Raw genomic sequence first — 22,639 nt, 5'->3', positions numbered from 1 at the left:
GTTCCCCGTATCACTGGCTGATACACGCTGACGGACTCTTACCAAGATCGGAAGGCTACTGGCGTTCACCCGGCCACCCAGCGGGAAGAACGACGACAGAACACGCTGCGCGACGAGAAGTGCACAGAGAGAGAAAGCGGAGGAAACATCCTTGACCGAGCCGCCGGACGACGGGCCCCCGGACGGGCTGAGCCCGACCGAGCAGCGGATGTGGAACGCGTTCCGGAACGGGAGCACCTACGACCTGAGCGATCCCGATCCGCTGCTGAACGATCCCTTCTCCCCCCGGCCCTGGGGCCCCGAGCGGAGTGTGCGCGCCACGATCGTGGCGCGGCTGCTGCTGAGCGGGCCCTCGCCGCACCCCGGGCGGGTCGCGGCGCTCAAGCTGCGCGGGGCCGCGATCACCGGCACCCTCAAGCTCGCGGGCGGCAGCGTCTCGCCCTACGTCGAGCTGTACGGCTGCCGCTTCGAGAGCGAGGTGTGGCTGCCCGAGGCGCATTTCACCACCGTGCGGATGGTGGGCTGCGCCATTCCCCGGCTGGAGGCGGCCCGGCTGCGGACCGAGGGGGATCTGCATCTGCCGCGCTGCCGGGTGGAGCACGGCATCCGCCTCACCGACGCCCAGATAGGCACGGATCTGCTGATCAACCAGATCCATGTGCGGCCGGACCGGCGGGGCCGGGCGATCACCGCCGACGGGCTCTCGGTGGCGCAGGACCTCCAGGCCGAGCTGATCGAGACCTATGGCGAGGTGAGTCTGCGCGGGGCGAAGGTCGGGGTCTCGCTGAGCCTGCGCGGCAGCCGGCTGCGCGCCGCCGCCGAGCGCCGCGCGCTCAACGCCCCCCAGCTCACCGTGGAGCGGACGCTGTACATGACCGGCGCGTGGGTGAGCGAGACCACGGGCGACCCGGGCGCCACTCCCCCGTTCGGGATCGGCCTGGACGAGGCGCACCGGCGCAACACCCGGCTCCAGTCCTTCGAGTGCTACGGCGGGGTGCGCCTGGACGACGGCCGGTTCGGCGACGCGATCGATCTGCACCGGGCCCGTTTTGTGATGAGCCAGGGCGAGGAGCTGTCGCTGCGCCGGATCGTCAGCCCGGAGCTGCGGTTCAACGCCCAGCGCCCCGAGGAGGGGCGGGTGGTGCTGAACGGCGCGAAGGTGATCACCCTGGTCGACAAGGCGGCGAGCTGGCCGGGGCCCGGCGGTCTCGCGATGGGCGGGTTCGTCTACGAGAACCTGGTGCCGTACGAGGAGTTCCCGCTGGCCCGCAGGCTGGAGTGGGTGGCGTCGGCGACCCCCGAGTACTCGCCGGAGCCGTACGAACGGCTGGCGACCGTGCTCCGCAACAGCGGGGAGGACGCGGACGCCCGTGAGGTGCTGCTGGCCAAGCAGCGCCGCCGCCGCGAGACGCTGCCGCTCGCGGCCAAGCTGTGGGGGTTCCTCCAGGACTGGACGGTGGCGTACGGCTACCGCCCCGGGCGGGCGGCGCTGTGGATGGGGGTGCTGTGGGCGGCGGGGGCGCTGGCCTTCTCCCAGGTGGACCCGGATCCGATCAAGAAGGACGAGCACCCCCAGTGGAACGCGGCGCTGTACGCGCTCGATCTGCTGATCCCGGTGATCAATCTCGGGCAGGACGGGTTCTGGCGGCTGGAGGGCAACTGGCAGTGGGCGGGGGCGGTGCTGGTGATGCTGGGATGGATCCTGGCGACGACCGTGGCGGCGGGGGCGACACGGCTGCTGAGCCGGGGGTGAGTGGCGGGGGCCTTTCAGCAGCGGGCCCCCGCGCGTTTCTTTACAGTCTCTTGGCCTTTGCCAGGACAACCTTTACGCCGCCACCAAAGCTTCACAGCAGCCCTCTGGCGCGGCCCTCACCTGCGGTTTTCAATGGTCCGCACCATGTCATTGCTTCGAGCTCTGCTGCGCACCGCTCGCATGATCCGCCATACGCCCCGGCTCGCCGACGGTCTGCCGCCCGATGAGGCGGTGCTACTCGACGCGCCCGACGAACGCGTCGGCCCGACGCTGGTCGCGGCGGCGGTCGGGGAGTTCGAACCGGCCGCCGAACTGCTCGCGGCCACCCGGGAGGCGGCCCAGTGGGAGAGCCGCGACCGCTATGTGACACGGCTGGCCGTCTTCGCCCACTCCCGGGGCGATTGGCTCTCCTCCTGGCTGGCCGCCGTGCCGCGCGACCCGGACGCGCTGATCGTCAAGACGGAGCTGGCGATCCGCCGGGCCTGGGACTCCCCCGCCCGGGCCGAACGGCTCCGGGAGCTCGGCCCGCTGATCGACGCGGCGGCCGACGCGGCCCCCCGCGACCCGGTGCCCTGGCGGATCGCGCTGGACCACGCGCGGGGCGTGCACGCCCCGCACACGGCGTTCGAGGCGCTGTGGGAGCAGGCCGTGCGCCGCTCCCCGCACCACTACGGGTGCCATGTGGCCGCCCTGCGCTATCTCTCGGCGCAGTGGTACGGCTCGCACCGCGAGTGCTTCGACTTCGCGGAGAAGGCCGCCGCCGACGCCCTGCCGGGCTCGCTGATACGGGCGCTGCCGGTGCGGGCCGCGTTCGCGCGGATGGAGTACGAGACCCCCCGCGACGGCGCCGGGCCGGTGCGGCTCGCCCACTCCGTGGAGGCCGAGCGCGTCGACGCGGCCGCAGATCTGGCGATCGCGCTCTCCGCCGGACATCCGGCGGCGGATCCCTGGCCCGCCGAGGTGCGGAACCTCACCGCGTACGTCCTGGCGCGCCGAGGCCGCTGGCAGCCGGCGCTCGAACAGTTCCGGCTGGTCGGGCCGTACGCCACCTCGTTCCCGTGGAACCGTTTCTCCGACGATCCGCTCGGCCGGTTCCTCGACACACGGGACGGTGTGCGGATCCAGGTGGCGTCGGCGACCCCGCTTCGGTCACGGACCGGGCGCGGCGGGTTCGCGGGCCATTAGGCTAGTCGGTTGTGACCACCGCACGACTGCCGCTCTTTCCGCTGAACTCGGTGCTGTTCCCCGGGCTCGTACTCCCCCTCAATGTCTTCGAGGAGCGTTATCGCGCCATGATGCGCGAACTGCTGAAGACGGACGACTCGGAGCCCCGGCTCTTCGCGGTGGTCGCCATCCGCGACGGCCGCGAGGTCGCGGCGACCGGGCCGGGCATGCCGGACCCCGCCGCCCTCCTGGAACCGGGCCCGGCCGCGGGCTTCGGCGACGATCCGCTCCGGGCGTTCCACCCGGTGGGGTGCGTCGCGGACGCGGCGACCGTACGGGAGCGCGCGGACGGCAGCTTCGAGGTGCTCGCCACCGGGACGACCCGGGTGCGGCTGCTCTCCGTCGACGCCAGCGGGCCGTTTCTGACCGCCGAGGTGGAGGAGATCCCGGAGGAGACCGGGGAGGACGCGGGGGCGCTCGCCGAAGGGGTGCTGCGGGCCTTCAGGAGCTATCAGAAGCGGCTGGCCGGGGCCCGGGAGCGGACCCTGACCACCGGCACGGACCTGCCGGACGACCCGTCGGTGGTGTCCTACCTGGTCGCGGCGGCGGCGGTGCTGGACGTCCCGGTGAAGCAGCGGCTGCTGGAGGCTCCGGACACGGCCGCCCGGCTGCGCGAGGAGCTGGGGCTGCTGCGCTCGGAGACGGCGGTCATCCGCCATCTCCCGTCGCTGCCCGCGGTGAATCTGACGCAGGAGCCGACCAACCCCAACTGACCCGATCGACCGAACCTGACTGAATCCGACCGAACAGGAGCCGGTGAAGTGGCGAAGAAGGCCAGGAATGCCGGCGGCACACCGGCGACGGTGGCACTGACCTCGGCGGGCGCGGAGTTCACCGTCCACGCCTACGAGCACGACCCCGCCTCCGCCTCGTACGGCGAGGAGGCCGCCCAGGCTCTCGGGGTCTCTCCCGAGCGGGTCTTCAAGACCCTGGTCGCCGAGGTGGACGGCGAACTGACGGTCGCGGTGGTCCCGGTCGCGGGACAGCTCGACCTCAAGGCGCTGGCGGCCGCGGTCGGCGGCAAGCGGGCGGTGATGGCGGACCCGGCGGCCGCGGAGCGCACCACGGGGTACGTCCGGGGCGGTATCTCGCCACTGGGGCAGCGCAAGCGGCTGCGGACGGTGCTGGACGAGTCCGCCTCCGCGCACCCCACGATCTGTGTCTCGGCGGGACGGCGGGGCCTGGAGGTCGAGCTGTCGCCCGGCGATCTCGCGGGGCTGACCGGCGCGGTACTGGCGCGGATCGGCCGCGTCTGAGGGCTCGACGGGGGCCCGCTTCTCGGGTAAGTCCCTAACAGAGGACCTGTCCGAGGAGGGGCCCGTGTCGAAGCGCACCCGCAAGCGGAAGTGGCGTACCCGTAAGGCGAACCACGGGCGGCGGCCCGCGTAGCCGCCGCCGGGAGGACCGGGACGGCCGGAGCGGCCGGGGTCAGCGCGCCGCAGGCCCCGGGGGAAGCCACTCCTGCGGCGGGGAGGGCTCGGGGTCCCTGGGGGTGAAGAGGCCCGTGAGGCAGAGATGGGTGAGCATGGCGGTGAGGGGCCAGGCCAGGAGCATGCCCTTCGCGCCGAGCTTGAGGGGCGCGTCGAAGGTGACGCCCCGGCCCACCTCCTTGGCGTGGGCCGCCACATCGGCCGTCGGGCCGAGCCACACCCCCAGCCGCCAGGCGAGCACGGAGGCCAGCACCCCGCCGAGCGCCAGCGCGATCACCAGGGGGATCCCGCCGCACCGGCGGAAGAGATAGACGGCCGCGCCGCTCAGCACCCCGAGGGCCGCCGCCAGCAGCGCGAACACACCGTCCGCGCCCACCGCGCTCTCGCTCTCGGTGTTCTTGAGGAACACCGCCTCCCCGTCGGAGATCAGCGGCACCCGGGGGGCGAGCCAGAGCCACAGCAGCCCCAGCGCCACGCCCAGCACCGTCACGACGAGCGCCACCAGAGCGGCGTCCCGCAGCTCGGCGCGCGGGCCCCCGGGGTAGCCGGGGACCTCGGCCGCCGGAACGGGCGGCGGGGCCGCCCAGGGGTTGTCGTTCGGCGGCGGCGGCGTCAGAGGTGCGGTCACCCGGCCATCGTGCCAGGCGAGCGCCGACCGCGCCTCACCGGACCGGGCTACCGGACCGGCTACCGGACCGCGACCGGCGAACCGCGTTCTAGCGGACCGCGGCCCGCCGGTACGCCCAGGTCGCGGCCGCCAGCGAGACCACGCCGACCAGCGCGCACACCGCGAGGTCGCGCGCGACCGCCGTCCAGTCCGGGTTGGCGTAGAAGGTCCTGGCCAGGGCCTCGACACCATAGGTGGACGGCAGCAGATCACGGGCGTACGAGATCACCCCGGGCATCCGGTCGGCGGGCAGCACCCCCAGCAGCAGCGCGGCCGACATGCCGAGCTGGCCGAGGAGAGTGGCCAGTTCCTGACGGGGCGCGAGCAGTCCGAGCGCCGCGCCGAGTCCGGCGAGCGCGGCCCCGGCGAGCGGGATCACCGCCACCAGGACCCACAGATGCGTCATCGGCAGCGAGAAGAGCACACTGCCCGTCACCGCCGTGACGATCGTGCCGGGCACGGTGAAGGAGGCGTACGCCCCCGCCGTGCCGAGCACCACCGCGGCGGGCGGCACCGGCAGGGTCGCGTAGTGGTCGAGCCCGCCGTTGGCGCGCAGCTGTCCGAAGTACTGGGCGAGCAGATTGAGCGCGACGAAGGCGACCACCAGCACGGAGGAACCGGCCACCACGGCCCGGGCCTCCGCGCCGCCGTCGACGACGCCCCGCATCAGGACCATGATCCCGACGGACTGGAAGGTCGCCACGAAGAGCAGCGGGATGCGGGCCACCCGGGCCCGCGAGAGCTGGGCGCGGTAGATCGCGCCCATCGCGGGCAGCAGCCGGGCCCGGGGCGCGAGCGGCGTCGGCGCGGGCGCCGCCTCCGTGTCCCGGCCCCTGCTCCGCGTCCGTCCGGACACCGCTTCCATGGGCACGATGCTCACGCCTTGACCAGCCCCTTCGTCGCATTCCCCCCGAGCGCCAAATACACGTCCTCCAGGCTGGGTGTCGCGAGGGTGAAGTCGTCGAGCGCGGCGAAGGCCGCGCCGCCCGTCACCGCGGCGACCGCCGCGCGCGCCTCGTCCGGCGCCAGCCTGAGAACCCAGCGGCGGCCCGACTCCTGCGCCGAGTCGCGCAGGGCCGCCACCTCCGGCACCTCCAGCGGTGCCCGTTCCCGCCACACCAGTTCCACCCGCACCTCGCCCGCGACCCGTTCCTTCAGTCCGCCGGGGGTGTCGCAGGCGATCACCCGTCCCCGGTCCAGCACCGCGACCCGGTCCAGCACGGTCTCGGCCTCGATCACATTGTGGGTCACCAGCAGGACGGTCGTGCCGTGTTCGGCCCTTCGCCGGTCCACCGCGGCCCACACCGCCCGCCGGGCCACCGGGTCCATGCCCGCCGTGGGCTCGTCCAGGACGAGCAGCGGACGCTCCCCCACCAGCGTGGCGGCGAAACAGGCGAGCCGCCGCTGGCCCCCGGAGAGCTTCTTCAGCGGGCGGCCGGCCAGCTCGGTCAGCCCCAGCTCGTCGAGGACCGCGTCGCGCTCGGCGCGGGCGTCCTTGATGGTGAGCCCGCGCAGCCTGCCGGTGGTCTCGGCGGCGAGCGCCACCGTCAGCTCGTCGAGTGCGGTGGACTCCTGGCCGAGATAGCCGATCAGCCGCGCGGCCCGCTCGGGGTGGCGCACCAGGTCGTGACCGAGCACTTCGACGCCGCCCGAGTCGGGGCGCATCAGACCGGTGAGCTGGCGCACGAGAGTGGACTTGCCGGCTCCGTTGGGGCCGAGCAGTCCGAAGATCTCACCGCCCAGCACTTCCAGGCTGATGCCGTCCGTGGCCCGCACCTCGGGCGTCGCCGGAACCCCTCGGCGGGCGCGCGCGGCAGGGTACGTCTTGACCAGTCGCCGCACCACGCACACCGTACTCACGAGGTACGAGAGTACGGGGTCCTCAGCTCTGCTCGCTTACGGGGGCGTGCTCAGCCGCCGCCCTCACATCGATCTCCCGCCAGAACCCCGCTCTGATCGCGTAGCGGTCGTGCTCGTCGATCTGATCGTCCTTGTGGGCGAGGAGACCGAAGCGGGCCGCGTACCGCAGGAGTTCGCCGTCGATCCGGTGCGGAATCCTCGGGTACATGGTGGACAGCTTCTGCACATGCCCGTTCTCGCCGAGGCGTTCCATCCAGCGGCGGGCGAACACCTGGCCCACCTCGAAGGGGTCACCGCCGACGGTGGTGATGTCCTCCTCCCGGTCGGCCCAGCGCTGCTCGGCGCTGGTGAGCTGGGCGAGGGTGGGCAGGGAGGCGGTCTCGGGCGGCTCCCCCAGCGGGCCGCCGGGCCGCTCCACCCAGCCCTTGTCGGAGGACCAGCGCAGGGTGGCGCTGGGCAGGGGCTGCGGGGCGTGCGCCCCCGGCGCGCGCAGGCTGGCGAGATCCTTGGGGGTGGGCACCCCCTTGGCCGCGGCGGGGGCCGGGCCCTGCTCCACACCGCCCGCGGCGGCGGGCCGCGAGCCGTTGCGCACCGCGTCCGGGGCGGCCGCCTGGGCGGCGGCGAGGGCCGACTCGGGCAGCGGGGCGGAGAGGATGGCCGCGATCTCGGGCCGGGGCACCGGCGGCGGCGCGCAGACCGCGCCCAGCTCCTTCGCCCGTACGGCGGTGGTGATCCACGCCCGGTCCAGCACCCGGCGCTCATCGGCCTCGGCGACCAGGTCCTCGGACTGGTTGTAGTCGCCGTCGGCGGCCTGCACCGCCCAGAGGTGCACGGCGACGCCGTGTTCCTTCGCGGACATCAGACCGGGCAGCAGATCGCCGTCCCCGGTCACCAGCACCACGTCCGAACAGGCGCGGTTTCTGGCGAGTTCGGTCAGCTCGGCGTGCATCGCCGCGTCCACCCCCTTCTGCGCCCAGCGGCCGTCGCTGCGGGTCAGCGCGCCGAGGCGGACCGTCACCCGGGGCATCACCCGCAGCCGCCGGTGCTCCGGCTGGGGTACGCGGTCGGGGGCGCCGTCGAACCAGTAGATGCGCAGCAGGGGGCGTTCCGTGTCGGCCTCGGCGAGCTCGCGCAGGCCCTGGATGAGGGCGGCGTGATCGACGGTGATCCGGGAACGCGTCGGCTCCCCGGCGAGCAGGCTCGCGGCGGCCCCGAGCAGATAGCCGGCGTCCACCAGCACAACGCAGCGGTCCACGCGCTCCACCCTCTTTCGGGTACATAGAGGTCTTGGGGACTGAGATATCGGAATGCTTGCGGATCTTGAAAAGGCTGATCTTGAAGAGTTGTGAAAAGAAGCGGCGGAAACAGCGGAAACGGTCGTGATCGGCCGAGCGGTCCGGCGGAGCCGGGAATCGGGGAGACGTGCGCTCCCCGGTGTCGGTTCCGGACCGGGGATTGTTCCGGGTTTCCGTCGAGTCTGCCCGACCGCGTCAGGGTTGACGGCCGGAACTCGATCATCGGCGTGGCGGAAGTTTTCTCGGGGCTCATAACAAGGGCCCCTTACCCAGGGCAATGATCCAAAATGCGACTCAACGCCCTATATGTGAGTCTGGTCGCGGTTCCAGCCCCGAGAACTCTGATGGAGGCACACCATGGCCAAGAACAAGAATCGCAAGGGCAGTCATCAGCAGGACCGGTCGTCCGCCGCGGAGCGCGGCAAGGAGCAGGCGAAGTCCACCGCCTACGAGTCGCAGACGCAGAACCCGCCCCCCTCGCCGGCGCAGGGCAGCCCGGCGGACGTCGCCCGTAAGCACCAGCGTCGATTCGGGCACAACTGACCGACCCCGCGGCGCGGCCGCGGCACCTGGAAGGGGCGCGCCCGTCGATACGGGCGCGCCCCTTCCGCGCGCGGTTCCCGGCGGTGCGCCGGGCCGGTTCCCCGGTGCCGGTCAGCCCGCCAGGCAGGCCGGGCCGAGGAGCACCTTCAGATCGCCGAAGAGTGCGGGATCGGGCTGCACCCGGTGCCGGTCGAGCCGGAGCACCGTGGTCGAGCGGGGGCCCTGGAGCTTGATCCGGACCTCGGTGTTGCCCTTGTGGTGGCTGAGGATCTCACCGAGCCTGGTGACCATGGGCGGGGTCACCTTCACGGTGGGGATGGTGACGACGACCGGGGCGTTGGCGCCCGCGTTGGAGAGGTCGGGGACCATCAGCTCCATGGCGACGAGCCGGGGCACGTCCTCGCGCTTGTCGAGGCGTCCCTTGACGAAGACGACGGTGTCCTCGACCAGCTGGGTGGAGACCAGCTGGTAGGTGGCGGGGAAGAACATGCACTCAAGGGAGCCGGCCAGGTCCTCCACGGTCGCGATGGCCCAGGCATTGCCCTGCTTGGTCATCTTGCGCTGGAGGCCGGAGATGATGCCGCCGATGGTCACCACCGCGCCGTCGGCGTGCTCACCGCCGGTGAGCTGGGAGATCGAGGCGTCCGACTTGTCGGAGAGGATGTGCTCGATGCCGAAGAGGGGGTGGTCGGAGACATAGAGCCCGAGCATCTCCCGCTCCTGGGCGAGCAGATAGGACTTCTCCCACTCCACGTCGGAGAACTCGACGTCGAGCCCGAAGCCCGGCTCGTCCCCCGCGTCCTCGTCGCCCATGCCGCCGAAGAGGTCGAACTGTCCCTCGGCCTCCTTGCGCTTGACCGCGACCACGTTGTCGATCATGGGTTCGTGGTGGGCGACCAGCCCCTTGCGGGTGTGGCCCATCTCGTCGAAGGCGCCCGCCTTGATCAGGGACTCCACGGTCCGCTTGTTGCAGACCACCGCCTCGACCTTGTCGAGGAAGTCGGGGAAGGAGGAGTACTTCCCCTTGGACTTGCGGGAGCGGATGATCGAGTCGACCACATTGGTTCCGACATTGCGGACCGCGGTGAGGCCGAAGAGGATCACGTCGTCGCCCTGGGCGGCGAAGTTCGACTCCGACTCGTTGACATTCGGCGGGAGCACCTTGATGCCCATGCGGCGGCACTCGTTGAGATAGACCGCCGACTTGTCCTTGTCGTCCTTGACCGAGGTCAGCAGCGCCGCCATGTACTCGGCGGGGTAGTTCGCCTTGAGATAGGCGGTCCAGTAGGTGACCAGTCCGTACGCGGAGGAGTGGGCCTTGTTGAAGGCGTATCCGGCGAACGGGACCAGCACGTCCCACAGGGCCTGGATCGCCTCGTCGGAGTAGTTGTTCTTCCGCGCGCCGGCCTGGAAGATCGTGAAGTTCTTCGCCAGCTCCTCGGGCTTCTTCTTGCCCATCACCCGGCGGAGGATGTCGGCCTCGCCGAGCGAGTACCCGGCGATGATCTGGGCGGCCTTCTGGACCTGCTCCTGGTAGACGATCAGGCCGTGGGTGATGTCGAGGACCTCCCGGAGCGGCTCTTCCAGCTCCGGGTGGATCGGGGTGATCTCCTGCTGCTTGTTCTTGCGCAGCGCGTAGTTCGTGTGGGAGTTCATTCCCATCGGGCCCGGCCGGTACAGGGCCGAGACGGCGGAGATGTCCTCGAAGTTGTCGGGCTTCATCAGCCGCAGCAGCGAGCGCATGGGGCCGCCGTCGAACTGGAAGACGCCGAGGGTGTCACCGCGGCAGAGCAGTTCGAAGGTGGGGGCGTCGTTCAGCGGGAGGGCGAGCATCTCCAGCTCGACGCCCTTGTTCGCCTTCACCATCTTGACGGCGTCGTCCATGATGGTGAGGTTGCGCAGGCCCAGGAAGTCCATCTTCAGCAGGCCGAGCGACTCGCACTGCGGATAGTCCCACTGGGTGATGGTGACGCCGTCGGTGTGGCGGACCCAGACCGGCGCGTGGTCGGTGATGGTCTCGCTGGACATGATCACGCCGGCGGCGTGCACGCCCATCTGGCGGACCAGGCCCTCGACGCCCTTGGCGGTGTCGATGACCTTCTTCACATCCGGTTCGTTCTCGTACATCCCCCGGATCTCGCCCGCCTCGCTGTAGCGCGGGTGGGAGGGGTCGGTGATGCCGGAGAGGTCGATTCCCTTGCCGAGGACGTCGGCGGGCATGGCCTTGGTCAGCCGGTCGCCCATCGCGTACGGGTAGCCGAGCACCCGCGCGGAGTCCTTGATGGCGTTCTTCGCCTTGATCTTTCCGTAGGTGCCGATCATGGCGACCTTGTCGGCGCCGTACTTCTCGGTCACATAGCGGATCACTTCGACGCGCCTGCGCTCGTCGAAGTCGATGTCGACATCGGGCATGGAGACGCGCTCGGGGTTGAGGAAGCGCTCGAAGATCAGTCCGTGCTCGATCGGGTCGAGGTCGGTGATGCCCATCGCGTACGAGACGATCGAGCCGGCCGCCGAGCCGCGGCCGGGGCCGACCGCGATGCCCTGGTTCTTGGCCCACATGATGAAGTCGGCGACCACGAGGAAGTACCCCGGGAACCCCATCTCGATGATGACGTCCATCTCGTACTCCGCCTGGCGCTGGCGGTCCTCGGGGACGCCGCCGGGGAAGCGGCGGGCCATGCCGACCCGGACCTCCTCGCGGAACCAGGTGGTCTCGGTGTAGCCCTCGGGGATGTCGAACTTCGGCATCAGGTTCCGGGCCTGGAACATGCCCTCGGTGTTGATCTGCTCGGCGACCAGCAGGGTGTTGCGGCACCCCTCCTGCCAGGCGTCCGAGGAGTCCACCGCGTACATCTCTTCGGTGGTCTTCAGGTAGTAGCCGGTGCCGTCGAAGCGGAAGCGGTCCGGGTCGGAGAGGTTCTTGCCGGTCTGGATGCAGAGCAGCGCGTCGTGCGCGGTCGCCTCGCCGGCGTAGGTGTAGTGGGAGTCATTGGTGACCAGCGGCGGGATGTCGAGCTTCTTCCCGATCTCCAGCAGGCCGTCCCGCACCCGGCGCTCGATCTCGATGCCGTGGTCCATCAGCTCCAGGAAGTAGCGCTCCTTGCCGAAGATGTCCTGGTACTCCGAGGCCGCCTTCAGGGCCTCGTCGAACTGGCCCAGCCGCAGCCGGGTCTGGAGCTCGCCCGAGGGGCAGCCGGTCGAGGCGATCAGCCCCTCCGACCACTGGGAGATGGTCTCCTTGTCCATCCGGGGCCACTTCTGGAGCCAGCCCTCCTTGTAGGCGTCCGAGGAGAGCCGGAAGAGATTGTGCAGACCCGTCTGGTTCGCCGCCCAGATCGTCTTATGGGTATAACCACCGGAACCGGACACATCGTCGCGCTTCTGGTGCGGCTGTCCCCACTGGATCTTCCGCTTGGTCCGCCGGGACTCCGGGGCCACATAGGCCTCGATCCCGATGATCGGCGTCACCCCCGCCTTCTTCGCCTGGTGGAAGAAGTCGTACGCACCGTGCAGATTGCCGTGGTCCGTCATCGCGATGTGGGACATGCCCATCTCATTGCACGCGTCGAACATGTCCTTCAACCGCGCCGCGCCGTCCAGCAGCGAGTACTGGGTGTGCACATGCAGATGCGTAAACGGCGGTTTGGTCACGACAGGGGCCTCCAGAGGAGCGGGCGACGGCAGGCGGCGGGAGTGTCTGGGGAGACAGCTCGGAAGTCTACGACTCCCGACCGACAACCGCGGCGCTCCGCGAAGGTCCGCGAGACCGTCCGCACAGATGCCCGAAGAGGGGGCACTCCCGGCCGCCGCCGAGCGTTGGAGAGGGGTGGAACGCCTTGTCTCCCGGGCCCGGCCCGGGATCCTCTCGTACTGCCCCAGGAGGCACACAGCGATGTCGGTACCGCACCCCGCCGAGGTCACGGCCGAAGAGCGCGGTGAGCAGATTCTCACCGTGATCGGGACCGCCTTCGGCGAGCTCCTGGCCGCCGACCCGGCCGCCTTCCGGATCAAATTCCGGAAGATGGCCGCCTCGGCGTTCGCCTTCTACCGGGGCACCGCAGGGCTGTTCTACAGCGATCTGGAGCGGGAGCACACCGCCCGCGGCGACGAGGGGATCCACCAGGGCCCCTATCTGGACGAGCGCACCAGCCGGGTCTGGATCCACGGTGATCTCCACGCGGAGAATTTCGGCACCTACATGGACTCCAACGGCCGGCTGATCTTCAACGTCAACGATTTCGACGAGGCCTATGTCGGGCCTTTCACCTGGGACCTGAAGCGGCTGGCCGCCTCGCTGGCGCTGATCGGCTACACCAAGGCCTTCAGCGACGACCAGATCACCGAGCTGGTGCGGACCTACGCCGCCGCCTACCGCGAGCGGATCCACGCCCTGGCGAGCGGCGCGAAGGACGACGATGTGCCGTCCTTCACCCTGGACACCGCGGAGGGCCCCCTGCTGGCCGCCCTGCGGCACGCCCGCGCGCGCACCCGGTTCTCGCTGCTGGACTCGATGACCGAGATCCGGGACTTCGAGCGGCGCTTCGCCGCCGGCGGCAGCGCGATCGAGCTGGACGCCGCCACCCGGTACAAGGTGCTCGCGGCCTTCGACGGCTATCTGGAGACCCTCCCCGAGTCCAGCCTCGCCCGGCCCGACTCCTACCGGGTGAAGGACGTCGTCGGCAGACGCGGCGTGGGCATCGGCTCCGCCGGTCTGCCCTCGTACAACATCCTGCTGGAGGGCAACAGCGACGCCCTGGAGAACGACGTCGTGATCTATCTCAAGCAGGCGCAGACCCCGGCGGTCTCCCGGCACATCGACGATCCCGCCGTGCGCGGATACTTCCGGCACGAGGGCCACCGCACCGTGATCTCCCAGCGGGCCCTCCAGGACCACGCCGACCCCTGGCTGGGCTGGACCGAGCTGGACGGCGCGGGCCAGCTGGTCGCCGAGGTCTCCCCGTACGCGGTCGACCTGGACTGGTCGGACATCGACGACCCCGCCGAGATCGCCGCCGTCGTCGCGGACCTCGGCCGGGCCACGGCCACCATGCACGGCGCGGCGGACGACGGCAGCGGCCACTCTCTGGTGCCGTTCTCCACCGAGCGCGCCATCGACGCGGCGATCGCCGCCGACGAGGAGGGCTTCGCCGCGCTGCTGGTGGACTTCGCCCACGGCTACGGAGCGCGGGCCCGGGCCGATCACCAGATCTTCGTCGACCTCTTCCGCAACGGCCGGATACCGGGGCTGTGAGCGGCCCCCACAAAGCGGAAGGATGTCTGGGGAGTGTCTTCGAAGTAGCGTCATCCTCCCGTAGGGAGGGTCTGGCGGGGTCTGGCGCGTGCGATCGCAAGGCGGAGGAGGGAGTCGACGCGGAGCGTCGGCGACCGACGACAACGCCGCGAGCGTGCGTGCCAGGGCACGACAGGCAGACGGGACTTCGAAGACACGACCTTAAGCCCCCTCTCACGGAGGCATGACACACTCGGATGGCGATGGACGTATCGGGAGCACAGCTCAGGGTGGTGCGGGCGGCGATCTTCACGGCACTGGTCGTGACGCTGTCCGCGGCCTCGCATGTGCTGCTCTCGGGCGTCCCGCTGCCGTGGACCACGGTCGCCGGTCTGTCGGCGGGTGTCTTCGCCCTGGTGTACGCGCTGTCGGGCCGTGAGCGCGGGTTCTGGCGGATCGCGAGCCTGCTCGTGCCGCTGGAGCTGGCCGCCGACACGATCTTCACCAGCGGTCAGGATCTCTGTTACGGCCCCGGCGGCGGACCGGTCGCCGGCTCGCTGCGGGCGCTGGGCTTCGACGTTCTCTGCGGCGGCGTCGGCGGCGGACTGCCGGGGGTGAGCGCGGCGCAGCCCGGCGCGGCGGCCCTGGCGGCTCCCCACGATCCGGCGCTGCCCTGGCTGCTGCTGGCGGCCCATGTCGGTGTCGGGCTGCTCGCCTCGGCCTGGCTGTGGCACGGCGAGGCCGCGCTCGGGGCGCTGCTGCGGACGGTGGGCGCGCTCGCCTTCCGGCCGCTGCTGATCGCGGTCGCCGTGGCGGCGGCGGCGCATCCCGCGGTGCGCCGCCGGGTGCGGGCCCTGACCCGGCCCGCCGTCTCCCGCACCCGCGCGCTGGTGCACTCCGTCGGGCGGCGGGGCCCTCCCCCGCGCCCGGCCGCGGCCCTCGGCTGAGCCGAGCCGGTCCGCCACGGCTCCCCGACCGGAGCCGTGCCCCCTTCGCGTATCCCTGCCCGGTCCCGTGCCGCCCTTCGGCACCCTCTCGCGGGCCAGGCGGTTCGCGCGGTCCCCCATTCTTTCTTCCGTATCCCCTGATACGTCGTCTTTCCGGAGTGAATCACCATGAGTGCACGCAACAGCAAGGCCAACAAGGCGGCAGCCCGTGAGCGGCTGCGCGAGGAGCGCGAGCGGGTGGCCAAGAAGGAGCGGGCGCGCCGGCAGCTGATCGTGGCCGGCACCACGGTCGCGGTCCTCGCCCTCGCGGGCGGCATCGGCTACGCCGTGATGCAGGCGAACGAGCCCACCGCCTGGGACGCGGCGAAGGACGCCAAGAACGTCACCGCGCCGAAGAACACCAGCGGCAAGGACGGCACCGAGGTCGTCATCGGCAAGGCGAGCGCCAAGAAGACGCTCGGGGTGTACGAGGACTCCCGCTGCCCCTCCTGTGCCAACTTCGAGCAGGCCGTCGGCGAGGAGCTGAAGAAGGACGTCGCCGCCGGCAAGTACAAGATGAAGTACGTCGGCGCGACCTTCCTCGACAACGGGGACGACGGCGAGGGCTCCAAGAACGCGCTCAGCGCGCTGGGCGCGGCGCTCAATGTCGGACCCGAGGCGTTCATGGAGTACAAGGCGGCGCTGTACTCGAAGGAGTTCTTCCCCGCCGAGAGCAAGGACGTGTTCGCCGAGGACTCCTATCTGCTGAAGGCCGCCGACTCGGTCCCGGCGCTGAAGGACAACGCCGCCTTCGAGAAGGACGTCAAGAGCGGGAAGTTCGACGCCTGGGCGATGAAGATGTCGAAGGCGTTCGACGACAGCGGCGTCCAGGGCACCCCGACACTGATGATGGACGGCAAGAAGATCAACGGCGCGGGCACCGACCAGACCCCGATGACCGCGGAGTCCTTCCGGACCGCCGTCGACAAGGCCCTCAAGGCCTGACGCCACATGGGCGGGGGGACCCGGCCGGGTCCCCCCGCTCACGCCTCAGGAATCCAGCGTCTCCAGGAAGCCGAGCGACACCCGCCAGGCCGTCTCCGCGGCCTCCTCGTCGTAGTCGGGCAGCTCCGGGTCGGTGAAGAGATGCCCCGCGCCCGGGTAGCGGTAGACCTCCGCGTCGGCCCCCGCCCGGCCCATGCCCAGGTACCAGGCGGTCAGCCAGTCGTGCGGCTCGAAGGGGTCGGGGTCGGCGATGTGCAGCTGTACGGGAAGCTCGTCCACCGACGCGCTCTCGGCGATGTCCGAGGTGCCGTGCATCAGCAGCAGCCCCCGGGCCTTCTCGTCGCCGAGCGCCAGGGTCTGCGCGATCGAGGCCCCCAGTGAGAACCCCGCGTAGACCACGCCCCGGTCGGAGTAGGGCGCGGCGGCGAGGACCGCCCGCTTCAGCAGTTCGTCCTTGCCCAGCCCGTCCTTGAAGGCCATACCGTCCTCGACGGTGTCGAAGGTGCGGCCCTCGAAGAGGTCGGGCGTCCACACCTGGTGCCCCGCCGCCCGCAGCCGCTCGGCGGCCGAGCGCACAGCGGGACGGAGACCGTATGTGGAATGAAAAAGCATGATGTGCATGCGGTCAGGTTACGTTCGAAACATGGAGAACGTACTGCGCCCTGTGATCGTCATCGGCGGTTCGGTCGTCCTCACGCTGTTCGTGGGATGGCTGGTCGACCTGCTGCTCCGCCGGGCCGACGCCCGGCACCCGGAGACCCCGCTGTGGGGTCTGCTGCGCCGCTGCCGCGTCCCGCTGCGGGTGGTGCTGCTCACGGCGCTGCTCAGAGGGAGCTACCAGCGGGCGGAGATCGCCGCTCTCGTCCCGTACCGCGGCGGCATCGGACAGCTGCTGACCCTGGTGCTGATCGGGGCCTCCGCCTGGCTGGTCGTCAGGATCGCCACCGCCGTGGTGGAGTCGGTCTACAGCCGGTACGCCGCCGCCACCCGCGATCCCGCCCGGCTGCGCCGGGTCCGTACCCAGGTCACCCTGATCCAGCGGGTGGTCATCGCGGTGGTGGGGGTGGTGGCGGTCTCCGCGATGCTGCTGACCTTCCCCGCGATGCGGACCGTCGGCACATCGATGCTGGCGTCGGCCGGTGTGCTGGGCATCGTCGCGGGCATCGCGGCGCAGTCGACGCTGGGGAATCTCTTCGCCGGGCTCCAGATCGCCTTCGGCGACATGGTGCGGATCGGGGACACCGTGGTGGTCGACGGGGAGTGGGGCACGGTCGAGGAGATCACCCTCACCTTTCTCGCCGTGCGGACCTGGGACGAGCGGCGGATCACCATGCCGGTGTCGTACTTCACCAGCAAGCCGTTCGAGAACTGGTCGCGCGGCGGGGTGCAGATGACGGGGACGGTCTTCTTCCATCTGGACCACTCCGCCCCGGTGCCGCTGATGCGGGAGAGGCTCCACCGGATCGTCGAGGAGTGTCCCGCGTGGGACGGCCGTGACTGGTCGCTCGCCGTGACGGACACCACGCCGACCACGATCCAGGTGCGGGCCGTGGTGACCGCCAAGGACGCCGACGACATCTGGACCGTGCGGTGCGCGGTGCGCGAGCAGCTGGTGGCCTGGCTGCACGAGCACCATCCGTACGCGCTGCCGAAGGTGGCGACGGGACCGGCGGTGGAGCCCGCCGGGCGGCGGGCGAAGGAGGGCCTTCCGGCGGCGGAGGAGCCGCGCACCGGGCGGGGCTGACGGGCGGGGAGGAAGCCGGGGGCGGTCTCAGCGGAGGCTGTGGACGTCCAGCCGCCGCAGCACCCGGTCCACCACCTCGGGGTCGGCCCCCGGTTCGCTGCGGGCCGCCAGCACCTCGTGGCGGGCGGCCGACAGCATCTCCCGCTGGATCCGGCGGACCGTCCTGGCCCGCTCGACCCGTTTGGCGTACCAGTCCCGGCGATCCTCGTCGACGATGTCCGGGCTGATCCTCGCCCCCACCTCGTACGCACCGCGCAGCAGCCGTTCGCTGACGTCCTCGGGCAGCTCCTCGACCTCCTCGATCTCCCGCAGCCGGTGCCGGGCGGCGCGGGCGGCCCGTACGGCCAGGGTGTGCTCCAGCTCGCGTTCGGCCCCGGCGTCGGCGCGGACCCCCAGCCTGCGCACCAGCCAGGGCAGGGTGAGGCCCTGGATCACCAGGGTGGCGAGGATCACCACGAAGGCGATGAAGACGATCTCCGAGCGGGCCGGGAAGGGCCCGCCGCCGTCGATCGTCAGCGGGATGGCGAGCGCGAGCGCGACCGAGGCGACGCCGCGCATGCCGGACCACCACATCACCACGGTCTCGCGCCAGCTGACGGGGATGTCCTCGTCGTAGTCGCGTCGGTGGTGCAGCCGTTTGGCGAGCCAGGTGGCGGGGAGCAGCCACAGCAGCCGTACGCCGACGACGGTGGCGGTGACGATCGCGCCCCAGCCGAGCAGCTCGGACAGCCGGCCGTCGACGGTGCCGAAGACCGTGTGGAGTTCGAGGCCGATCAGCCCGAAGGCGACGCCGGTGACCAGGGTGTCGATGATCTCCCAGAAGGTTCTCCCGGCCAGCCGTCCCAGGACGTCGTCGGCGTCGGCCGCGTGCTCCGCGAGGAAGAGGGCGGTGGTGAGGACGGCGAGCACCCCGGAGCCGTGCAGCTCCTCGGCGAGCACATAGCTGACGAAGGGCACCATCAGCGAGAGCCCGACCTGGAGGGTGGCGTCGCCGAGTCGGCCCATCAGCTTGTTGGAGAGCCAGCCGAGGGCGAGTCCGACGGCGACGGCGACCACGGCGGAGAGCACGAGCTGCGCCCCGGCGGCGGGCCAGGAGAAGGTGCCGCTGACCACGGCGGCGATCGCCACGTGGTAGAGCACGATCGCGGTGACGTCGTTGAAGAGCCCCTCGCCCTCCAGGATGGAGACCAGCCGGCGGGGCAGCCCCAGCCGGCCGGCGACGGCGGTGGCGGCGACCGGGTCGGGGGGTGCGACCAGCGCGCCGAGCGCGACGGCGGCGGCGAGCGGCAGACCGGGCACCAGGGCCTGGAGGACGGCGGCGACGGCGGCCGTGGTGACGAAGACCAGGGCGACGGCGAGCAGCAGGATGGGCCGTACATTGGCGGTGAACTGCCGCCAGGAGGTCCGCTGGACCGCCGCGTACAGCAGGGGCGGCAGCACCAGCGGCAGGATGAATTCGGGCGGGACCTCGACGGTCGGCACGAAGGGCAGAAAGGCCACCCCGGCCCCGGCGAGGGTCATCAGCACCGGCGCGGGAAGGTCGAGCCGCTCCCCCAGCGGCACGGTCACCACGGCTCCGAGCAGCAGCGCCAGCAGCAGTGCGACTTGGTCCACGGGGACGCCCTCCGGGGAATGAATCACCACAATCAGGACATCAGACTGCCATGTGATGCATTCGATTCACCCGAAATGCGGCTTTGCCACCCGGTGGGGCAGCTTCAGAGCGCCCGGCGCTTCCCCCGGTGGCCGATGCCGCCCTCGGGGGAGCTCCCCGCCGTACGGGAGACGCCCGGTGTCAGGCGCTCTCCGCCGCGATGATCTCCAGCGCCCTGCGGAGGTCCTCGGGGTAGCCGCTCTCGAACTCCACCCACTGGCCGTCGGCCGGGTGCTCGAAGCCGAGGCGCACCGCGTGCAGCCACTGCCGGGTCAGGCCCAGCCGCTTCGCCAGCGTCGGGTCCGCGCCATAGGTGAGGTCGCCCACACAGGGGTGGTGATGGGCGGACATGTGGACCCGGATCTGGTGGGTGCGCCCGGTCTCCAGCTTGATGTCGAGCAGGGAGGCGGCGCGGAACGCCTCCTGGAGGTCGTAGTGCGTCACCGAGGGCTTGCCCTCGGCGGTCACGGCCCACTTGTAGTCGTGGCGGGGGTGGCGGCCGATGGGGGCGTCGATCGTCCCGCTCATCGGGTCCGGGTGGCCCTGCACCAGCGCGTGGTAGCGCTTGTCGACGGTGCGCTCCCGGAACTGCTGCTTGAGCAGGGTGTAGGCGCGCTCGGACTTGGCCACGACCATCAGCCCCGAGGTGCCGACGTCCAGCCGGTGCACGATGCCCTGGCGCTCGGCGGCGCCGGAGGTGGAGATCCGGTACCCCGCGGCGGCGAGACCGCCGATCACCGTGGTCCCGGTCCAGCCGGGGCTGGGGTGGGCGGCGACGCCCACCGGCTTCATGATCACGACGATGTCGTCGTCGTCGTGGACGATCTCCATGCCCTCGACCGGCTCGGCCACGAGCTGGACGGGCGCGGGGGCCTGAGGCATCTCGACCTCCAGCCACGCGCCGCCGTGCACTCGCTCGGACTTCCCGACGGCAGCGCCGTCGACCAGCACTTTCCCGGCGGCGGCCAGCTCGGCCGCCTTGGTGCGGGAGAACCCGAAAATACGGGAGATGACGGCGTCGACACGCTCGCCCTCAAGGCCATCGGGTACGGGCAGGGTGCGGATCTCGGGAAGGGTACTCACCCGTCGAGTATGCCTTGTCCCGGCACCCGCCCGGCTCAACCCTTCTCCGTCCTTCTCAGTCCTTGTGGACGGTGCCGTCCGGGTCGAGGCCCTTGAAGGAGAGGATCACGATGAGAATGCCGCCGCAGACGATGGCGGTGTCCGCGAGATTGAAGACGGCGAAGTGCGCGGGGGCGATGAAATCGACGACCGCGCCCTCGAAGACCCCGGGCGCGCGGAAAATCCGGTCGGTGAGGTTGCCGAGCGCCCCGCCGAGCAGCAGACCGAGCGCGATGGCCCAGGGCAGGCTGTAGAGCTTGCGCGCCAGCCGGATGATCACCACGATCACCGAGGCGGCGATGGCGGTGAAGATCACCGTGAACGCCTCGCCGATGCCGAAGGCGGCGCCCGCGTTCCGTACCGCCTCGAACCTCAGCCAGTCGCCGATGACCTCGATGGGGGCATGGTGCTCCAGCTTGGCCACCACCAGCATCTTGGTGCCGAGGTCGATCAGGTACGCCACGATCGCGATCGACACCAGGACGGCGACTCTGCGCCGTCCCTTGGGCTGCTCGGCGGGAGCCGCAGCCTCGTCGTCAACATCCGGCGTACCGATGGCGCGCTCCGCCTCTGTCACGTGAGTCCCTCAACCTAGGTGCCTGACTGACCACGAGGGTACGGCACACACGTACGGAGTCAGCCCCGGCGTTCCTGCTTCTGCTTGCACTCCACACAGAGTGTGGCGCGGGGGAATGCCTGCATACGGGCCTTGCCGATGGGTTTGCCACAGTTCTCGCAGACGCCGTAGGTGCCGGCGTCGAGGCGCAGCAGCGCGCGCTCGGTCTGCTCCAGCAGCTCCCGGGCGTTGGCCGCCAGCGACAGCTCGTGCTCCCGCGTGATGTTCTTGGTGCCGGTGTCGGCGTCGTCGCCGGTCGAGCCGCCGCCGGTGTCGCGCATCAGATTGGCGAGGGCCGCCTCGGAGGTGGTCAGCTCGGCGTTGAGCCGCAGGACCTCGCTCTCCAGCTCGGCACGGGCCTCGGCGACCTCCTCCGGGGTCCATGGGTCCTCGCCGGGGCGGATCGCCAGGTCGCCGGGGGCGCTCGCGGCGGCCGCGCGGGCCGGGGGCACCCCGGCGGGGCCGCCTCCGGCGATCGAGGTCTTCTTGGCTCGCACCGTACTGGCTCCTGTCTGCCGGGCCGACCCGGCCGCCTCAGCGGCCGCCGGTGCGGCCTTCTTCGCTGTCTTCCTGGCCGCCGCCCTCTTGGCCGCGGCCTTCTTCGCCGCCGGCGGCGGTTCGGCGTGCGCGACGGGCGGCGGGGCATCCGCGTCCTCCCGCGCCGCCGCCTTCTTCGCGGCGGCCTTCTTGGCCGGCGCCTTCTTGGCGGGGGCGGCCTTCTTCACGGCCTTCTTCACGGCCTTCTTCACGGCCTTCTTCACGGCTGTCTTCCTGGCCGCGGCCTTCTTCGCGGGAACCTTCTTCGCCGCCGGTGGCCGTTCGGCGTGCGCGACGGGCGGCGGGGCATCCGCCTCCTCCCGCGCCGCCGCCCCCTCCGCCCCGGTCTCCCCGGTCTCCTCGGCGGCAGCCGCCTCCCCCTCCCCGGCCGGAGCAGAGGCCGCGGTGGATCTCGTGGACGCCGGATCGCTCTCGGCGGTCTTCTTCGCCACCATGGCCGCGGCCCCTTCACATATTGTGATCTTGCACGCGAATCGTGCTGGGACGATAAATCGGCCCCGGAGCCGCGGCAAACGGAGCACGCCCTGCCGCCGCCCGCCGCAGGCCCGGCGAATCGGACTCGCAAGCCTTGTTCCCAGCTCCCCGCCCGGTAATCCGGCGCTCGACCCGCCCGGGGACTCCACCGGCGCGCGTCCGGCCGTTCGGGGCGCCCGCCCCTCCCCGTACGGCGTACGGCGCCCGCCCCCGCGCCCCGGCCCGCCGGGCCCCCGGCAGCCGCCGGGAAGAGTTCCCGAAGGCGTCCGTCCGCCGACCGGAAATATCCGGTCGGACGTCCGCCGCCGCGCCCCTTACACTGGGCGGAGCGAAAGGCTTGGATGGGGACGAGTAGCGTCGTACGCAGCCATGAGCGACCCGGGGACGGTGCGAGCCCGGGGGCGAGCGCGATGTGAAGAATCACCCCGGAGCCGCCGGAAGAAAACCGCGAGGTGAGTAGAGCCGGCGTCGCGACCCCAATGAGGGGGCGGTGCGCCTCGCGCGCCGCCAAGGAGGGTGGTACCGCGGGAGCAGA

The 22,639-nt window shown here is 71.3% G+C and carries 19 protein-coding genes; 9 read left to right on the top strand and 10 right to left on the bottom strand.

Translation table 11 applies throughout. The features are described from left to right. Window positions 1-151 precede the first annotated feature (151 nt). From IE247_RS27550 to ybaK, 4 genes are all read left to right on the top strand, one after another. On the top strand, window positions 152-1,753 hold the full coding sequence (locus tag IE247_RS27550; protein ID WP_190126009.1) for an oxidoreductase: 1,602 nt from the start codon (window positions 152-154) through the stop codon (window positions 1,751-1,753). A gap of 132 nt (window positions 1,754-1,885) precedes the next feature. After that, complete coding sequence (locus IE247_RS27545; protein ID WP_190126008.1) at window positions 1,886-2,938, top strand: hypothetical protein; 1,053 nt, start codon at window positions 1,886-1,888, stop codon at window positions 2,936-2,938. Window positions 2,939-2,949: 11 nt separating this feature from the next. Further along, a complete protein-coding gene (locus tag IE247_RS27540; protein WP_190126007.1) occupies window positions 2,950-3,690 on the top strand; it encodes an LON peptidase substrate-binding domain-containing protein in 741 nt (246 codons plus the stop codon). Between the two features lie 48 nt (window positions 3,691-3,738). Then, a complete protein-coding gene (gene ybaK / locus IE247_RS27535; RefSeq protein WP_190126006.1) occupies window positions 3,739-4,233 on the top strand; it encodes a Cys-tRNA(Pro) deacylase in 495 nt (164 codons plus the stop codon). A gap of 172 nt (window positions 4,234-4,405) precedes the next feature. On the opposite strand, the gene IE247_RS27530 is transcribed toward ybaK, so the two are convergent. The 4 genes from IE247_RS27530 to IE247_RS27515 form a co-directional block, all read right to left on the bottom strand. Further along, on the bottom strand, window positions 4,406-5,035 hold the full coding sequence (locus IE247_RS27530; protein WP_190126005.1) for a DUF2567 domain-containing protein: 630 nt from the start codon (window positions 5,033-5,035) through the stop codon (window positions 4,406-4,408). Between the two features lie 88 nt (window positions 5,036-5,123). Next, entirely contained in the window at window positions 5,124-5,954 is an 831-nt protein-coding gene (locus IE247_RS27525; protein WP_229869381.1) for an ABC transporter permease, read from the bottom strand. Further along, a complete protein-coding gene (locus IE247_RS27520; protein WP_190126062.1) occupies window positions 5,951-6,925 on the bottom strand; it encodes an ABC transporter ATP-binding protein in 975 nt (324 codons plus the stop codon). Before IE247_RS27520 ends, IE247_RS27525 begins: the two co-directional genes overlap by 4 nt. 31 nt (window positions 6,926-6,956) lie before the next feature. Then, window positions 6,957-8,198, bottom strand: coding sequence for an NYN domain-containing protein (locus tag IE247_RS27515; protein WP_190126004.1), 1,242 nt, complete (start codon window positions 8,196-8,198; stop codon window positions 6,957-6,959). 388 nt (window positions 8,199-8,586) lie between these two features. Here IE247_RS27515 and IE247_RS27510 point away from each other — a divergent pair, with 388 nt between their 5' ends. Next, the gene (locus IE247_RS27510) at window positions 8,587-8,772 is read left to right on the top strand and encodes a hypothetical protein (RefSeq protein ID WP_190126003.1); all 186 of its coding nucleotides are present in this window, start codon (window positions 8,587-8,589) and stop codon (window positions 8,770-8,772) included. Window positions 8,773-8,883: 111 nt separating this feature from the next. Here IE247_RS27510 and dnaE read toward each other — a convergent pair whose 3' ends face one another. After that, complete coding sequence (gene dnaE, locus IE247_RS27505; RefSeq protein WP_190126002.1) at window positions 8,884-12,426, bottom strand: DNA polymerase III subunit alpha; 3,543 nt, start codon at window positions 12,424-12,426, stop codon at window positions 8,884-8,886. A 241-nt stretch (window positions 12,427-12,667) separates the two neighbouring features. On the opposite strand from dnaE, the gene IE247_RS27500 reads away from it, so the two are divergent. The 3 genes from IE247_RS27500 (at window position 12,668) to IE247_RS27490 (ending at window position 15,936) form a co-directional block, all read left to right on the top strand. Further along, window positions 12,668-14,026: a DUF2252 domain-containing protein gene (locus tag IE247_RS27500; protein ID WP_190126001.1), complete on the top strand. Its 1,359-nt coding sequence runs from the start codon at window positions 12,668-12,670 to the stop codon at window positions 14,024-14,026. Between the two features lie 242 nt (window positions 14,027-14,268). After that, on the top strand, window positions 14,269-14,952 hold the full coding sequence (locus tag IE247_RS27495; protein WP_190126000.1) for a hypothetical protein: 684 nt from the start codon (window positions 14,269-14,271) through the stop codon (window positions 14,950-14,952). Window positions 14,953-15,120: 168 nt separating this feature from the next. After that, entirely contained in the window at window positions 15,121-15,936 is an 816-nt protein-coding gene (locus tag IE247_RS27490; protein WP_190125999.1) for a DsbA family protein, read from the top strand. 45 nt (window positions 15,937-15,981) lie between these two features. Here IE247_RS27490 and IE247_RS27485 read toward each other — a convergent pair whose 3' ends face one another. Further along, the gene (locus IE247_RS27485) at window positions 15,982-16,557 is read right to left on the bottom strand and encodes a dienelactone hydrolase family protein (protein WP_190125998.1); all 576 of its coding nucleotides are present in this window, start codon (window positions 16,555-16,557) and stop codon (window positions 15,982-15,984) included. Window positions 16,558-16,579: 22 nt separating this feature from the next. Here IE247_RS27485 and IE247_RS27480 point away from each other — a divergent pair, with 22 nt between their 5' ends. After that, window positions 16,580-17,680: a mechanosensitive ion channel family protein gene (locus tag IE247_RS27480; RefSeq protein WP_190125997.1), complete on the top strand. Its 1,101-nt coding sequence runs from the start codon at window positions 16,580-16,582 to the stop codon at window positions 17,678-17,680. 27 nt (window positions 17,681-17,707) lie between these two features. Here the strand turns inward: IE247_RS27480 and IE247_RS27475 are convergent, their stop codons facing one another. From IE247_RS27475 to IE247_RS27460, 4 genes are all read right to left on the bottom strand, one after another. Next, the gene (locus IE247_RS27475; RefSeq protein ID WP_190125996.1) at window positions 17,708-19,294 is read right to left on the bottom strand and encodes a Na+/H+ antiporter; all 1,587 of its coding nucleotides are present in this window, start codon (window positions 19,292-19,294) and stop codon (window positions 17,708-17,710) included. Between the two features lie 181 nt (window positions 19,295-19,475). Further along, window positions 19,476-20,417, bottom strand: coding sequence for an RluA family pseudouridine synthase (locus IE247_RS27470; RefSeq protein WP_190125995.1), 942 nt, complete (start codon window positions 20,415-20,417; stop codon window positions 19,476-19,478). A 55-nt stretch (window positions 20,418-20,472) separates the two neighbouring features. Further along, window positions 20,473-21,033: a signal peptidase II gene (gene lspA, locus IE247_RS27465; RefSeq protein WP_190125994.1), complete on the bottom strand. Its 561-nt coding sequence runs from the start codon at window positions 21,031-21,033 to the stop codon at window positions 20,473-20,475. A 59-nt stretch (window positions 21,034-21,092) separates the two neighbouring features. Further along, complete coding sequence (locus IE247_RS27460) at window positions 21,093-22,064, bottom strand: TraR/DksA family transcriptional regulator (protein ID WP_190125993.1); 972 nt, start codon at window positions 22,062-22,064, stop codon at window positions 21,093-21,095. Between the last annotated feature and the right edge of the window lie 575 nt (window positions 22,065-22,639).

The sequence above is a fragment of the Streptomyces inusitatus genome, from assembly GCF_014651115.1.
In the GTDB taxonomy this organism is placed as follows: Bacteria; Actinomycetota; Actinomycetes; order Streptomycetales; family Streptomycetaceae; genus Streptomyces; species Streptomyces amakusaensis.
This window is presented reverse-complemented; position numbering and strand designations above follow the sequence as displayed.